Raw genomic sequence first — 13,702 nt, 5'->3', positions numbered from 1 at the left:
GAGAGCGCCTCCGAACAGACTCGATGCCGGGTTCACCTCCTTTCCTTATTTAAGCACCATGATATTTTTCGTGACTACAAACTTACCCATGCTGAGCCGCATGATATAGGTTCCCGTAGATACTGTCAGGCCTTTGTCGGTTCGGCCGTCCCACCTCGCAGTATGACGGCCCGGCTGAATGGTCTCGGATACCAGCCTACGGACTTTCTGGCCGAGAACGTTATATATTTCAAGAGTAACTTCCCCGGATTCGGGAAGGGTGTACTCGATAACCGTGGACTGGTTGAACGGATTCGGGTAATTCCCCCTTATGGCGAATCCGACCGGCGCGATCGTCTGCACACCGGCGGGCATGTTCAAAGAACCGGACAGGAAGAGTTTAAAAACCGGTTCGGATATTCCCGTGTCCATCACCGAACAGAATTTTGTTCCGTCAGGGGAAAGGCTCACCCCTTTGGTGGCTGCCGGAAGCGTCTTACGCCGCTCGGCGCCGGTCAATACATCATAGTACACGATGGTGTGTTGATCCGATCTCTTTTCGGAGTAGATGATCCACCGGCCATCCGGCGAACACTGGAGGTTGCCGCCGCTCTCGCCTGCAAGAGAGACAGGAAGCTTTTCGGCTTTGCCTCCTTTGAGCGGGATACGATAGATGCCCGCAGAAGAACTTCCATCACGAGGCGTCATATAGGCGAGCACCGAAACACCATCAGGCGCAAAACAGAAGTTTTGAATACGATACTGCCCATAGGTCAGATACCTGATTTCGCCCGTTCCGGTGTCCTGAACCGTCAGGTCCTGCATATGGAAGGATTCGTTGGGATCGGTGAAATACCGGTGATCGTAGTTGATAAATGCCAGATACCTTCCATTATGACTGTATTGGCCTTTTTCCGCTTCCTGGCGCACCGCGGCAATCGTCCCGGTCTTGATATCGACGCTCATGATGACCGGAACCAGCCCATCGATCTGATAGATTGTAACACTGCCGTATTTGTCCCGCTCCATGGTAACCTTTGTTCCCCTATTTTCATCTATAAGGAAATACTGGAACAGGAGTTTCTGTCCGTCCGGTGTGAACCCGAAAGTATCCATACTTCCCACAGAATGGAATTTTATTCCATGCCAACTCGATTTATAATAGTTGTCATACACAAGAACCGGCTCTCCCCCCTCCGCCGGAACGACCCAGACCCCGTACTGACCGTCGGTGAAAGCGATGGATTTACCGTCCGGCGACCAGACCGGGTCAAGCTGGCTGGCGCTTGCTGAAGTGTATTGCAGTGTCCTCGCCCGCATATCCAGAGGAGTGAGGCTCCTGAAATTCTGGGTAAGGGTGACCACACTGGCGAACTGCTCAGATTTTATTCCGGCAGGTATGATATTCGCGGCGATGCCAGGGTTTATTTTCATTTCAATTGGTTCAGGCTTTACGAGAGCGTTGTGAGAACCGAGGTGCTCTTTCGTTTCATTGCTGCTTTTACCGTCTGTTCTTCCGGTTGGAACACTGACATCCGCTGCTGATTCAAGCTTCAGTTCAGGGACAGAAGCAGCCGGAGTATTGGTAACCGGTGCGGCCTGAGTATCAGAATTGGGTTCAGTCGTCAGCAAGGCAAGAAAAGGATTTGAAACTACCGGGGAATCGCTTTGTACAAGTATATCATAGGGAGAAGAAGCATCTTCCGAAAGATTCTCAGTTTTTGGAGAAACGGCATTTTCTTTTTGATTCTCACGTGAAGTAACGCCTGTTGGGGTAGCAGATTTCTCTGAAACACTTTTAAAATCGGCAGATGATGGCTGATTTTCTTGAGTTTTATTTGTAAGCGATAAAGAATGCGTGTTTCCCCGGGAATAGGAATTCCCATTCATTGCCTTACGTTTGAGCGCCTCCCCTTTGAAACTGATAAAACCGGTAAGCACAACGAAAGAAAGGAATAATACGATAAATGACAGCATTTCATGGAATTTCAAGGTCAGAAAGCGGGAGTGGGACTGGTCGAGAATCCGCTCGATCCGTTTAAGGAGATACGAGCGGACCGAGAAAATTCCCACTCCGGCGGATACCTCACGGCGCTCCGCCTGGAGCATTTTCGCCATAGAATAGAGCTGAAAAGCATATTTCTTATTGCTTTTTCCGTACACCACCACATAATCATCGCATACGTATTCGCTTGTTACCTCTATTTCACGGGCAAGAAGCCACATGAGCGGCTGAAGCGGCAGAATAATCTTCCCCATCTGGCATACCAGGTTCCAGAGGTGGTCTCGGCGGATCATGTGGGCAAACTCATGAAGAAACACCTCACGGCTCGACATGGAAACTTCATTTTCATGAAGCGGTAACACAATCGTGGGACTAAAAAAACCAGCCAGAAAGGATCTTTTTACCCGGGGACTCTGCAGAACCCGGGGCGGCTTTACATGCAATTCTTCGGCGAGAGCACGGCAGGTTTTTACATGCGCCGGATTTGCATCGTATGCGGTGAGAAGCAGGTATTTGATATACAGATTGTGGAAGACAGCTTTAAGGAGAAGGATAAGTGAAACGAGTATCCATACAAGAGAAATCGTCACATAGAGAAACGGAAACAGAGCGGCAAACATCCCAGGCTTGTTGATTTCCTTAACTTTCCCGGGCGAAATGCTGTTTCCGCCAGGAGAAGAGAGCGGCGATTCTTTCTTCATGTGTGAATCATCGGGATTTGAAGCCGCTGCGCCTATGTCAGTTGAAGACGCCTGCGAGGTTTTTCGATTTTGTAAGTCTTTCCCTCGGATAGGGGTGTCATTGGTGCGAACTGGTTCTTGCGGAGCAGGTTGCTTAAATGTGAGATTCTTTTGCACCGGAGCGGAGGCATTCGGGGCCGCAAACACCCTGATAGTATCCGGTCTTTTTACCTGCGCCATTGGCAGGCGGATACCCATTACATCAAATGAAGATAAAACAAGCGCGGCCATAGGGGTTATGAGGATTGCGAGAAGACTGAGCCGCAGGAACACTGATTGATACACCGCCCCTCGCTTCTTCAGCAAACGGGCGCCGAGAAGCCCAATCCCTCCGATGATGGTCGAATATAGCATGAGATCGGCCAGAATCGGCGCCATCACGTTTGACCAGACAATCAGCCGGTCAAAAGAATCGAAGGCCCACATCAGAATTTTTCCTCTTCATCCAGTAATTTTTTGATTTTTTCCAACTGTTCGGGAGATATGTCAACATTTTTGATGATGTAGGAGATCATACCTTCAAGCGAGCCGGAAAAGGTGGTGTCGATAAAATTTCTGACCGCGCTCTGTGTGACACTTTCGCTGTTTGCCATCGGGTAATACACGAATGTGCGTTTCTCAACATCAAATGCTACAATCTTCTTTTTCGCAAGCACCCTGAGAAAGGTCTGAACTGTGCTGTGTTTTATCGGCTCCAGCTTATTTATCTCATCGGTAATTTCCTGCGCAGTCGCCCTCTGTTTTTTCCAGAGAACCTGCATGATTCTCATCTGCACCCGGCCTAATCGTAATTCGGACATCGTTCATTACCTGCATTTCATTGAATGTTTAAATTTAATATTTAAATCTACTTTGTAAAATACAAGAAAAAGCTGGTTTGTCAAGTGAAATTTTTGAAAATATGAAAAATAGTTTTCCGAGGTAAAGACAATAAAAAAAGCGCCCGCTTTTTTTCGCAGGCGCGTTCATGATATCTTGTTGCTTTTGCTTTTTAGTACATTCTGCCTATTCCACCCATTCCACCGCCGTGCGAGCCGCTGCCCGGAGGTCAGGATTCTCTATCATTCATCAATGTCATTAAGAAGCGCTCTCATAGCATCAACAAAGATAATCGCTTTCATCCAGAAGGCAACAGCCACCTGTACTGTATTCATACCGGTATCCCCTTGTCGAGAACGTTGCGATAAAAAGAAAAGCCGCACCGCACCGCTTCGGAAAACTCATCTTCCGAGAACACTTTCAGCGATATAACCGGATCGAAATCATATTCCCACATAACCCGGTATGCGCAATCATCCAGCATCTGGACCATTTTGGGGATTTTTTTTGTTACTATAACCGCTATATCAAGGTCGGACTCACTCGTGGGTTCGCCCCTGGCATACGATCCAAATATGAGTATTTTGACGATATTATTACGGAGCAACGGTGGAATATCACCTTCGAACATCGCCAGGATTGAGTGTATCCGATCATTCATGAAATATTCCTTTCAAAACATCCGTATAAATTTCTTATGGATTTAATATATACCGTATATCGTATTGCAAATCAATAAAAAAGCGCCCGCTTTTTTTGCAGGCGCTTTCGGTATTTCTTGTTGCTTTTGCTTTTTTAGTACATTCCGCCCATTCCGCCCATTCCGCCGCCGTGCGGGCCGCCGGCGGGCATTGAGGATTCCTTATCTTCCGGAATTTCCGCCACTATCGCCTCTGTGGTGAGGAGGAGCGCGGAGATGGAAGCGGCATTCTCGAGAGCGGTGCGAACCACTTTCGTGGGATCGATGACACCGGCCTCGATCAGGTCTTCATACTTCTCGAGGGCGGCGTTGAATCCCTGATTCTCGGTCAGTTCAAGGATCTTCATGACCACGATCGAGCCTTCGACACCGGCGTTGTTGGCAATCTGCTTGGCCGGTTCACGAAGCGCCTTCTTCACGATCTCGACGCCGACCGCCACATCACCTGTGGCTTTGACCTTGCTCACAGCGTCAATCGAGCGAAGAAGAGCGACTCCGCCGCCGACCACGATGCCTTCCTCAACCGCCGCGCGAGTGGCATGGAGAGCGTCCTCGACACGGGCCTTCTTCTCCTTCATTTCGATTTCGGTTGCGGCGCCCACATTGATAATCGCCACACCGCCGGAGAGCTTGGCCAGACGTTCCTGGAGCTTTTCACGGTCGTAATCGGAGGTTGTTTCCTCGATCTGATTGCGAATCTGGTTGATACGGCCCTTGATTTCATCGGGGTTGCCCCCGCCCTTGACGAGGGTGGTGTTGTCTTTGTCTATGGTGATGCGGGCAGCTTTGCCCAGGTCGGAAATCTGGACATTCTCGAGCTTGAACCCGATTTCATCGGAGATGACCTTGCCGCCGGTGAGAACGGCAATGTCCTGGAGCATGGCTTTGCGACGGTCGCCGTAACCGGGAGCCTTGACAGCCGCCACCCGGAGCACGCCGCGGAGCTTGTTGACCACCAGTGTCGCCAGCGCCTCGCCCTCGATATCCTCGGAGATTATGAGGAGATTCAGGCCCATCTGACTGACCTTCTCCAGGATGGGAAGAAGCTCTTTCATTCCGGAAACCTTCTTGTCATGGATGAGGATCATGGCGTCTTCCAGAACCGCTTCCATCGTGTCGGGGTTGGTCGCAAAATAGGGGGAGATATAGCCGCGGTCGAACTGCATGCCCTCGACCACCTCGAGTGTGGTCTCGATGCTCTTCGCTTCTTCCACAGTGATGACGCCGTCTTTGCCCACCTTATCCATGGCCTGGGCGATCAGATCGCCGATAGTACTGTCATTATTGGCAGAGATTGTGCCGATCTGGGCGATTTCTTTTTTTCCGGACACCGGGCGGGAAATCTTGACGAGATTCTCCACTGTCGCTCTGACAGCGAGGTCGATTCCTTTTTTCAGTTCCATGGGATTCGAGCCTGCGGTCACATTTTTTAAACCTTCGGCAAAAATTGCCTGGGCAAGCACTATTGCAGTGGTGGTACCGTCGCCTGCGACATCGGAAGTCTTTGTGGCGACTTCCTTGAGCATCTGGGCGCCTATGTTCTCATATTTATCCTTGAGCTCGATTTCCTTGGCCACGCTGACTCCGTCCTTGGTGACCGTGGGAGCGCCGAATTTCTTGTCGAGAATCACATTGCGGCCTTTCGGTCCCAGGGTTACCTTGACTGCATTGGCCATCTGATCTACACCTGATTTGAGTTTGGCCCGTGCATCTGAATTGTAAAGAATATTTTTTGCCATTCTATCATTTCCTCCGTTGTTTTACTGTCAGCCGTTACAGGTTATTCGATTACTGCAAGAATATCGGATTCGGACATGATGAGGTATTCCTCGCCTTCATACTTCAGCTCGGAACCGCCGTACTTGGAGTAGAGAACATTTTCTCCGACCTTGACATTCATGGGTATGATCTTGCCATTTTCATCGATCCTGCCGGGTCCTACGGCCACAATCTTACCTTCCTGAGGTTTTTCTTTCGCGGTGTCGGGGATAATAATTCCACCGGGGGTTTTGTTTTCCGCAGAATCGGAAGGTTTCACAATGACTCTGTCTGCCAAAGGTTTAATTTTCAATGGTACTCCTCCTTTGATGGGGTTTACGATCTATTAGCACTCGACAATGGAGAATGCTAATTTTTTAAAAATAGATATATAATATATGTATTTTTCATGCCGTGTATCAAAGATTTTTTGAAAATTACATGAGAAAGTATACAGATTCTTTACAACTGCAGGGGTTTGCCGCAGTTAACCCCTGCATTGTTGGAGTAAAATCCGATTAAGGGTGGCTTTCAGCGGATTATATTAATCCATTACCTCGTAATCAGCATCAACCGGGGAGCCTCCGCCTTTGGTACCCTTTTCCTGCCCCTTTGGTTCTCCCGTGGGTGGAGCGCCTTCAGCACCTCCCGGACCACCCTGCGCCCCAGGACCGCCGGGTCCACCCGGCCCACCCTGACTGTAAAGCTTGGTAGACGCTTCGTGCCAGGCCGCCGTGAGACCGTCGCGAGCCGAAGCGATTTCCCGTGCATCCGTTCCTTTCAGCGCTTGTCTTGCCCGTTCAAGCGCAGCCTCCACCTTCGCTTTGGCGTCAGCATCCAGACGGTCTCCCAGATCCTTCAGGTTTTTTTCCGTCTGATACACGAGTTGGTCGGTCTGGTTGCGGGTTTGAATTTCATCGCGTTTCTGCTTATCCTCATTGGCGTGAACCTGGGCATCTTTAACCATCTTCTGGATTTCGGACTCATTCAGGCCGCTGGAAGCTTCGATACGTATATTCTGCTCCTTGGATGTCGCCCGGTCCTTGGCGGACACATTCAATATTCCGTTGGCGTCAATGTCAAAGGTAACCTCAATCTGCGGAATCCCCCGCGGCGCAGGAGGAAGGCCGTCCAGATGGAACCGACCGATGGTACGGTTGTCGGCGGCCATCTCACGTTCCCCCTGGAGAACATGGATTTCCACCGAAGTCTGGCTGTCCGCGGCAGTTGAGAATACTTCGCTCTTCTTTGTGGGAATGGTGGTGTTCCGTTCTATAAGCTTGGTGAATACTCCGCCAAGGGTCTCGATTCCGAGAGAGAGAGGGGTGACATCCAATAAGAGTATATCCTTCACCTCACCGGTCAAAACACCTCCCTGGATTGCCGCGCCGAGTGCAACAACCTCATCAGGATTGACCCCTTTGTGCGGTTCCTTGCCAAACATCTCCCGTACAAGGTCCACTACTTTCGGGATTCTGGTGGAGCCTCCTACTAAAATTACCTCGTCTATCTGCTGTGAACTCTGTCCGGCATCCCGGAGGGCATTTTCAACCGGCTTGCGCGCACGTTCGATGAGGTCCTTGACCATTTCCTCAAATGTCGCCCTGGTCAGGGTAATATTCAGGTGTTTCGGGCCGGTGGCGTCCGCGGTAATAAACGGGAGGTTGATGTCTGTCTGCAGGGTGTTCGAAAGCTCGATCTTGGCTTTTTCAGCAGCCTCCTTGAGCCGCTGAAGGGCCATCGGATCTTTTCTCAGATCGATTCCTTCCTGTTTTTTGAAATTATCAGCCAGCCAGTCCACCAGCCGCTGGTCGAAATCATCTCCCCCGAGATGCGTATCTCCGTTGGTGGACAGCACCTCGAATACCCCGTCGCCAAGCTCCAGTATGGAGATGTCGAATGTTCCGCCGCCAAGGTCGAATACAGCAATTTTTTCGTCATGCTTTTTGTCTAATCCATAGGCGAGTGAAGCTGCGGTCGGTTCGTTTATGATTCTCTTTACATTAAGACCCGCGATACGGCCGGCATCTTTGGTGGCCTGACGTTGGGCATCGTTGAAATAGGCGGGGACGGTTACAATGGCATCGGTAACCTTCTCGCCAAGATAATCTTCCGCGGTCTGTTTCATCTTCTGAAGAATGAGAGCGGATATCTCCGGCGGAGAAAAATGCTTTCCCTCTATTTCGACCCGGGCAGTCTCGTTTTCTCCCATTTCCACTTTGTAGGGAACCGTCTTGATTTCGTTCAGGACTTCATTGTATTTTCTCCCCATGAACCTTTTGATGGAATAGACGGTACGGTGGGGATTGGTTATAGCCTGCCGTTTGGCGATCTGGCCGACCAGCCTTTCGCCTTTATCTGTAAAAGCAACCACGCTCGGGGTTGTTCTCCCGCCTTCCTGGTTCGGAATAACAACCGGCTGCCCTCCTTCGAGTACAGCCACCACCGAGTTGGTTGTCCCCAAATCAATGCCAATTGTTTTTGCCATAGTACTTCCTCCTTATCAAGTTATAATCTTCTTAGGTAATAGAATCTGCGCAAAAAACGCGCCAAGCATGTACATTTAATGTAACTCTTGTATTAATAATTACATGCGAATAGAGTACATTACAAATTATCCCTTGAATTATACGGCCTGATGTCATTATGACATATGTAATGTCTATATGGCAGGGAATCTTGTCCGCCTTTTTTCTTCACTCTGACAAATACTCTTGACTCCACGGAAGCTTTTCCTAATTTTAGCACTGAAACGCTTTTGCCCTCACCCCATGTCTCCTCTCCCATAAACGGGCGAGGGGAAAACCCTGATGTTGTCTTTTCCATGAATCGAAAAGGAAACTCACTCATGACCTCACGAGAACGGGTTCTGACCGCCATCAACCACGAAGAGCCGGACAGGGTCCCCATTCATGCGGATTTTACCCCCGAGGCCGCCGAAAAGCTCTCCCGGCATCTCAGGCTCCGGAACTCTACCGCCGAAGCCTACAGCGGCAAGGTCTCGGAACTTCCGCTGGTCATGGGGCACGACATCCTGGTGGCCTGGCATGGTATCGCCACGAGCTACTATGCCAGAGAAGAAAAGGAATACACCTGCGAATGGGGGATCGGCTGGCGCTGGGTTGACATCCCGCACGGCCGCTACACGGAGATGGTGAAACGCCCCCTCCGCGATGGAAACCAACTCTCCTCTTTCTCCTGTCCCGACCCTCACGAATCCTGGAGATATGATTCGGCCCGCAGGCTTCTCACTGAGCACGGCAGTACCCATGTCATTGTCGGAGGCATGCCCTGCACCCTGTTCGAAGCTGCCTGGTATCTGCGCGGTTATGAGGAATTCCTGGCAGACCTGATGCTGAACAAGGATTTCGCCCATGCTCTCCTGGATAAGCTTTACGGCTTTCAACTGGTTACCGGCAAGACCCTTGCAGGACTCGGAGTGGATATTCTCTGGCTGGGGGATGACTTCGGAACCCAGCATTCACTCATCGTTTCTCCGGATACATGGCGGGAATTCTTCAAACCCCGGTATGCCTCACTGATACAGGAATTCCGGAAGATAGAGCCCGATGTGAAAATCGCCTACCACAGCGACGGCAACATCGAAAGCCTCCTTCCCGAATACATCGAAATCGGTGTGGATATCCTGAACGCCGTCCAGCCGAAATCCATGGACCCGGCGCACCTGAAACAGCGCTTCGGAAAAAATCTAAGCTTCTGGGGCACAGTGGATATCCAGGATGTAATGCCCTTTGGCTCTCCCCATGATGTAGAGGAAGAAGTGAAACTGCGTATCAGGACGGTCGGGCCAGGCGGGGGACTTATCCTGGGGCCTTCGCACAATTTTCAGCCGGACGTGCCGCTGGAAAATATCCTTGCATTTTACGGCGCCGTCCGGGAATATGGGAACTATCCGCTGGGCTGAAAAGATTATTTCTCGCAGAGACGCAGAGGAAGAAGACAGAAGAGAGAATAAAGATTATATCTCGCAGAGACGCAAAGTCGCAAAGGTAAGCCTTTCTCGAATAGAATAAAAGAGGACTCCACGTGATGTTCCAAGCCGGAAGCTTGATACACTCTGTTGCATTCGGCGGCGGAAAGAGTTATTTTCATAATCATAATCCTCATCACCGCAAAGGCTACAACAATGTTAGTATCGCATAATGACATTCAGGAAATGATTCAAACCATTAAGGACAGAATCATCGAACGGTTCCAGCCGGAACGGATAATCCTTTTCGGCTCCCATGCCAGAGGCGATGCCGGTTCGGACAGCGATGTGGATATCCTGGTCGTGATTGATATGAAAGGCTCCAAACGCGAGAAAGCTATTGAAATTGGAAGTCTTCTCCACGATATTCCCGTGGCAAAGGACATTATTGTCAGCACCTCTGAAGAGTATGAGTGGCGGAAAGACGTAACCGGTACAATCGAGTATCCGGCAAGTCACGATGGAGTGATACTGTATGCCAAGCCGTGAACAGGTGCTTCGAGTTGTCAGGGAATGGGTCAAAAAGGCTGAACAAGATATGCAAGCGGCAGTTCACATGCTCTCATTGGGCGTTGTTGCTACAACCGATATTGTCTGCTTTCATGCGCAACAATGTATAGAGAAATATCTGAAATCCGTTTTGGTCTTAAACCAAATCCCCGTTCCCAAAACTCATGACATAGAGCAAATACTGAGTCTCATTCCCGATAGTGACCGGTTTCCCATGACAACCTCCGAGATGCGCACAATGACCGCCTATGCTGTCGATACCCGATATCCGGCTTCCGAGGAGATTTCATTGGAAGACGCCAGGAAAGCAGTGGCTCTTGCGGAACGGATTCGTAACGCGGTTCGTGAAATTTTGCCCCCTGAGATTGATAAACCAAAACAATTATAAAGGTCTTGGTTTTTGACTCTGTCCTTGCAAATGTATAAAAGGGGTTCGCCTTCATTCTCCGCAAATATCACCGATTTAGTAAAGCGCTTTTAACTTTTCAAAAGCTTCAGCTACCGGCCCAATAGTAGCCAACAAATCAGGCTCTCTCATAATACCTTCCGGTTTAAATACTTACGCAGACGCTCAGCCAGATCGTTTCCATAGTGATACACCACAAAAGCGATATCCCGCTCCTGTTTGCTTAACCCCGGATTGGCCCGTGCTATTGCCCGCCGGGAAAGCTGAATAACCGTCCGGGACAGCGAGCGTGTCAGCGAAAGCCTTTCAGCTACGCTGGCGCGGCGAAGCAGAGAAATCTGGAATTCCTCTGCCTTCGGATGAGTATCGGTAAGCAGTTTTGACATTATTCAACATGTAGTAGTTAAAAGTCTCAATGACCTAAATCAGCGGTGGCGTTTTCGCCGTCCGCTGCAATGACTTGTTAGGCATACATCAATCGTCCTTTGGGTTGAGGAATTGCACGACCTAATTCCTTGGCAGTTTCAATCCACTCCTGGATAATAACTTCAGCGTTTGAAATGGCTTTTTGATATGTCTCTCCATCTGCCATACATCCAGGCAATTCAGGGACTTCAGCAATAAATGCCTTGTCTTCCTCGCTCCAATAAACGATTATTTCATATCTGCTCATCATCTTTTTCCTCCAATTTCAATTTATATTTAAGTATGAAATTACGAACTTGCTTTACCTGATATAACTTAGCTTTTGATTCTTTGGATTGCAAGTTCAGTATTTCTTCAGCGCCATCCTTGGTGAAAATATGATGGTCACCTTGAGTTCGTTCATCAAATCCAAACTTTCTCAATAACTGGCATATGTTTGAAAAAGAAATATTGGCATCATATGTCCCTCGTAAGATTTTTATCAATAGCTTTTCATATTTACCCATTTTATTTTCTCGTTTTGTATGACAATCAGCTCATGTCAAGAAGTAATTTCATAAATGCCTAACGGATGGCGCTCACCGGCTGCAGCCACCCGGCAGCGCCGCGGCCGTCCGGGACAGCGAGCGTGTCAGCGAAAACCTTTCAGCTACACTGGCGCGGCGAATCAGAGAAATCTGAAATTCCCCTGCTTTCGGATGGGTATCGGTAAGACGTTTTGACAATTCTTCACCAGATTGGCATTCAAGGGCTAACACTACGGCTGAGGTGTACGGTCAGCCGCTTTGCATACAGCCGGTTGTAAGATATCGTCGTCCAGTTGTGGCGCATGATATGGTTAGAAAAGTGTCTTTGTGACCTTCATTATACCAGCCACTAGGTCATCAACTTGCTCCGCAGTAGGCTCTGACTTCTTATTGTGGTCGCATAAGTTACGGATGTCTGCCAAATGCTGTAAAAAGCGCCACTGAGGGACATCGATAACATCCGAATCCTTGAGAGCGTTATTCAGATCAGCGATGCCAGGCGCCTTTTTCGTAACCTTTATGCCGTGGTTGTCGCACACCTGTGCCAGGTGCCGCTCTAGAACCACTCCGGCCAAGGCACCCGCGGCTCGCGTAAACTTGTGCTTTGCAAGTTCTCTCGCTGCATCCAGTTCTGAGTCGAAAAGATCGGCTTGAACCAGCTGACGGATGTCGAATAGAGAGCTCTCAAAGCGTACTTTCACTGACTTCAGGATGGCTAGCTGCTGGCGGAAGTGCGGAATAGCGGCGTCGGGTCCAACGACCTTCACTTTCTCCCATCCGCGAGTAACGTTTAGTCCTTGAAGGTAGTCCTCGATTCTGTAATTCTCGTACGTGATGTCCTTGCGCGGCTTAGGTTTCTCGTAGTGGCGAACGAAGTCTGAAAGACGGTCGGGCAGCATTTGCCTGACCAGCACCTTCGCCTCCGAGTACCACGACTGATAAGTCTCTGTAAACGAGGGAAGGCCTTTGAGGATGTCCTTCGCCTTGTCGCCGAAATTCTTTTTAACGGCGCTCTCGAGCCCCTCAGGAAAACACTCTCGCTGCATGGCGAGATGTAGTTGCTCGCCCATGGCAAGTAGAGAGTCAATGTCCTTCTTATAGCGATCTATATTCGGTAGCATACTCCCTCCTTTACAGTCCAATGTCTCGGAGTTACGTTTAGCCCTATCTAACAACCTCCTCGGGTTGCCTTAAAACCCATCTACCGGACTGCGAACTCCTGACGGTACAAGGGTGCGCCTCCCGTTCGATAAGCATCAGCATGTGTTCGGTGGAATATACAGTAATTCCTCCCCATGTCAAGCAAAAACATACGGTTTACCCAGTGCCCCATTCCGCACATTCCGGCGACCGGGGGGCGTCGAGAATGAAATCCGCGAAAATAAAAACTTGTCTTTTCCCCCGAATCATATTTTCTTTCCCTTTGGATTTTAAGCTATCATTAATTGATGATACGGCAAAAAAGAATTCAGAAAATATTCATCAAGACATTAGAACACTATACAATCTCATTTTTTGGAGATAACTCACCCCTTGATCCCCTCTCTTAATAAGAGAGGGGGTACGACTTTGAGTTAGTTATTTTGTTGATAATACGTATTTTAAGAAGCAGATGGTTCTCCCCCTCTATTTTCAAGAGAGGGGGTCAGGGGGTGAGTTTTCAATAGTATAGTATGCACAATAAAACATATAATACTGTCTTGTCATTCTGAAAATAACATTCACTGTGACTTTTTGCCGTACCATCATTAATTGAGTAATGGCAGAACATGTCATGCCGAACTTGTTGCCTCTTCGCGGGAACGATGATACCGTTTCGGCATCTATTTTTTTTCTTTTAT

General features: G+C 49.2%; 14 protein-coding genes. 3 read left to right on the top strand and 11 right to left on the bottom strand.

The window, feature by feature from the left end; translation table 11 throughout:
* Window positions 1–45 precede the first annotated feature (45 nt).
* From Q8O92_06780 to dnaK, 6 genes are all read right to left on the bottom strand, one after another.
* Window positions 46–3,150 carry a M56 family metallopeptidase gene (locus tag Q8O92_06780; protein ID MDP2983014.1) on the bottom strand — a complete coding sequence of 1,035 codons (3,105 nt, stop codon included), beginning with the start codon at window positions 3,148–3,150 and terminating at the stop codon, window positions 46–48.
* A complete protein-coding gene (locus Q8O92_06775) occupies window positions 3,150–3,524 on the bottom strand; it encodes a BlaI/MecI/CopY family transcriptional regulator (GenBank protein ID MDP2983013.1) in 375 nt (124 codons plus the stop codon). The genes Q8O92_06780 and Q8O92_06775 overlap by 1 nt, the downstream gene beginning before the upstream one ends.
* 350 nt (window positions 3,525–3,874) lie before the next feature.
* Window positions 3,875–4,204, bottom strand: coding sequence for a nucleotidyltransferase domain-containing protein (locus Q8O92_06770; GenBank protein MDP2983012.1), 330 nt, complete (start codon window positions 4,202–4,204; stop codon window positions 3,875–3,877).
* Window positions 4,205–4,338: 134 nt separating this feature from the next.
* A complete protein-coding gene (gene groL, locus Q8O92_06765; protein MDP2983011.1) occupies window positions 4,339–5,982 on the bottom strand; it encodes a chaperonin GroEL in 1,644 nt (547 codons plus the stop codon).
* A 41-nt stretch (window positions 5,983–6,023) separates the two neighbouring features.
* Window positions 6,024–6,314, bottom strand: a complete 291-nt coding sequence (groES, locus tag Q8O92_06760; GenBank protein MDP2983010.1) for a co-chaperone GroES — start codon at window positions 6,312–6,314, stop codon at window positions 6,024–6,026.
* Window positions 6,315–6,545: 231 nt separating this feature from the next.
* Window positions 6,546–8,489 carry a molecular chaperone DnaK gene (gene dnaK, locus Q8O92_06755; protein MDP2983009.1) on the bottom strand — a complete coding sequence of 648 codons (1,944 nt, stop codon included), beginning with the start codon at window positions 8,487–8,489 and terminating at the stop codon, window positions 6,546–6,548.
* 360 nt (window positions 8,490–8,849) lie between these two features.
* Between dnaK and Q8O92_06750 the strand changes: the two genes are divergently transcribed.
* From Q8O92_06750 to Q8O92_06740, 3 genes are all read left to right on the top strand, one after another.
* Window positions 8,850–9,926, top strand: coding sequence for a uroporphyrinogen decarboxylase family protein (locus Q8O92_06750; GenBank protein MDP2983008.1), 1,077 nt, complete (start codon window positions 8,850–8,852; stop codon window positions 9,924–9,926).
* A gap of 222 nt (window positions 9,927–10,148) precedes the next feature.
* Window positions 10,149–10,481 (top strand): nucleotidyltransferase domain-containing protein, encoded by a 333-nt coding sequence (locus Q8O92_06745; GenBank protein ID MDP2983007.1) that lies wholly within the window; start codon window positions 10,149–10,151, stop codon window positions 10,479–10,481.
* Window positions 10,468–10,890, top strand: coding sequence for a HEPN domain-containing protein (locus tag Q8O92_06740; protein MDP2983006.1), 423 nt, complete (start codon window positions 10,468–10,470; stop codon window positions 10,888–10,890). The genes Q8O92_06745 and Q8O92_06740 overlap by 14 nt, the downstream gene beginning before the upstream one ends.
* Before the next feature lie 146 nt (window positions 10,891–11,036).
* Here the strand turns inward: Q8O92_06740 and Q8O92_06735 are convergent, their stop codons facing one another.
* The 5 genes from Q8O92_06735 to Q8O92_06715 form a co-directional block, all read right to left on the bottom strand.
* The gene (locus Q8O92_06735; GenBank protein MDP2983005.1) at window positions 11,037–11,294 is read right to left on the bottom strand and encodes a hypothetical protein; all 258 of its coding nucleotides are present in this window, start codon (window positions 11,292–11,294) and stop codon (window positions 11,037–11,039) included.
* A gap of 77 nt (window positions 11,295–11,371) precedes the next feature.
* Window positions 11,372–11,584 (bottom strand): type II toxin-antitoxin system HicB family antitoxin, encoded by a 213-nt coding sequence (locus Q8O92_06730; protein ID MDP2983004.1) that lies wholly within the window; start codon window positions 11,582–11,584, stop codon window positions 11,372–11,374.
* A complete protein-coding gene (locus Q8O92_06725; GenBank protein ID MDP2983003.1) occupies window positions 11,568–11,840 on the bottom strand; it encodes a type II toxin-antitoxin system HicA family toxin in 273 nt (90 codons plus the stop codon). The genes Q8O92_06730 and Q8O92_06725 overlap by 17 nt, the downstream gene beginning before the upstream one ends.
* A gap of 72 nt (window positions 11,841–11,912) precedes the next feature.
* A complete protein-coding gene (locus Q8O92_06720) occupies window positions 11,913–12,059 on the bottom strand; it encodes a hypothetical protein (GenBank protein ID MDP2983002.1) in 147 nt (48 codons plus the stop codon).
* Window positions 12,060–12,172: 113 nt separating this feature from the next.
* Window positions 12,173–12,982, bottom strand: coding sequence for a hypothetical protein (locus Q8O92_06715; GenBank protein MDP2983001.1), 810 nt, complete (start codon window positions 12,980–12,982; stop codon window positions 12,173–12,175).
* Window positions 12,983–13,702: the final 720 nt, after the last annotated feature.

The sequence above is a fragment of the Candidatus Latescibacter sp. genome (assembly GCA_030692375.1).
GTDB lineage: Bacteria > Latescibacterota > Latescibacteria > Latescibacterales > Latescibacteraceae > JAUYCD01.
This window is presented reverse-complemented; position numbering and strand designations above follow the sequence as displayed.

Coding starts and splice junctions, on each gene's coding strand:
- Q8O92_06715 (MDP2983001.1), bottom strand. CDS start 12,982: ATGCTACCGAATATAGATCGCTATAAGAAGGACATTGACTCTCTACTT.
- groL (MDP2983011.1), bottom strand. CDS start 5,982: ATGGCAAAAAATATTCTTTACAATTCAGATGCACGGGCCAAACTCAAA.
- Q8O92_06730 (MDP2983004.1), bottom strand. CDS start 11,584: ATGATGAGCAGATATGAAATAATCGTTTATTGGAGCGAGGAAGACAAG.
- Q8O92_06745 (MDP2983007.1), top strand. CDS start 10,149: ATGTTAGTATCGCATAATGACATTCAGGAAATGATTCAAACCATTAAG.
- Q8O92_06740 (MDP2983006.1), top strand. CDS start 10,468: ATGCCAAGCCGTGAACAGGTGCTTCGAGTTGTCAGGGAATGGGTCAAA.
- Q8O92_06750 (MDP2983008.1), top strand. CDS start 8,850: ATGACCTCACGAGAACGGGTTCTGACCGCCATCAACCACGAAGAGCCG.
- Q8O92_06770 (MDP2983012.1), bottom strand. CDS start 4,204: ATGAATGATCGGATACACTCAATCCTGGCGATGTTCGAAGGTGATATT.
- Q8O92_06775 (MDP2983013.1), bottom strand. CDS start 3,524: ATGTCCGAATTACGATTAGGCCGGGTGCAGATGAGAATCATGCAGGTT.
- Q8O92_06735 (MDP2983005.1), bottom strand. CDS start 11,294: ATGTCAAAACTGCTTACCGATACTCATCCGAAGGCAGAGGAATTCCAG.
- Q8O92_06780 (MDP2983014.1), bottom strand. CDS start 3,150: ATGTGGGCCTTCGATTCTTTTGACCGGCTGATTGTCTGGTCAAACGTG.
- dnaK (MDP2983009.1), bottom strand. CDS start 8,489: ATGGCAAAAACAATTGGCATTGATTTGGGGACAACCAACTCGGTGGTG.
- Q8O92_06725 (MDP2983003.1), bottom strand. CDS start 11,840: ATGGGTAAATATGAAAAGCTATTGATAAAAATCTTACGAGGGACATAT.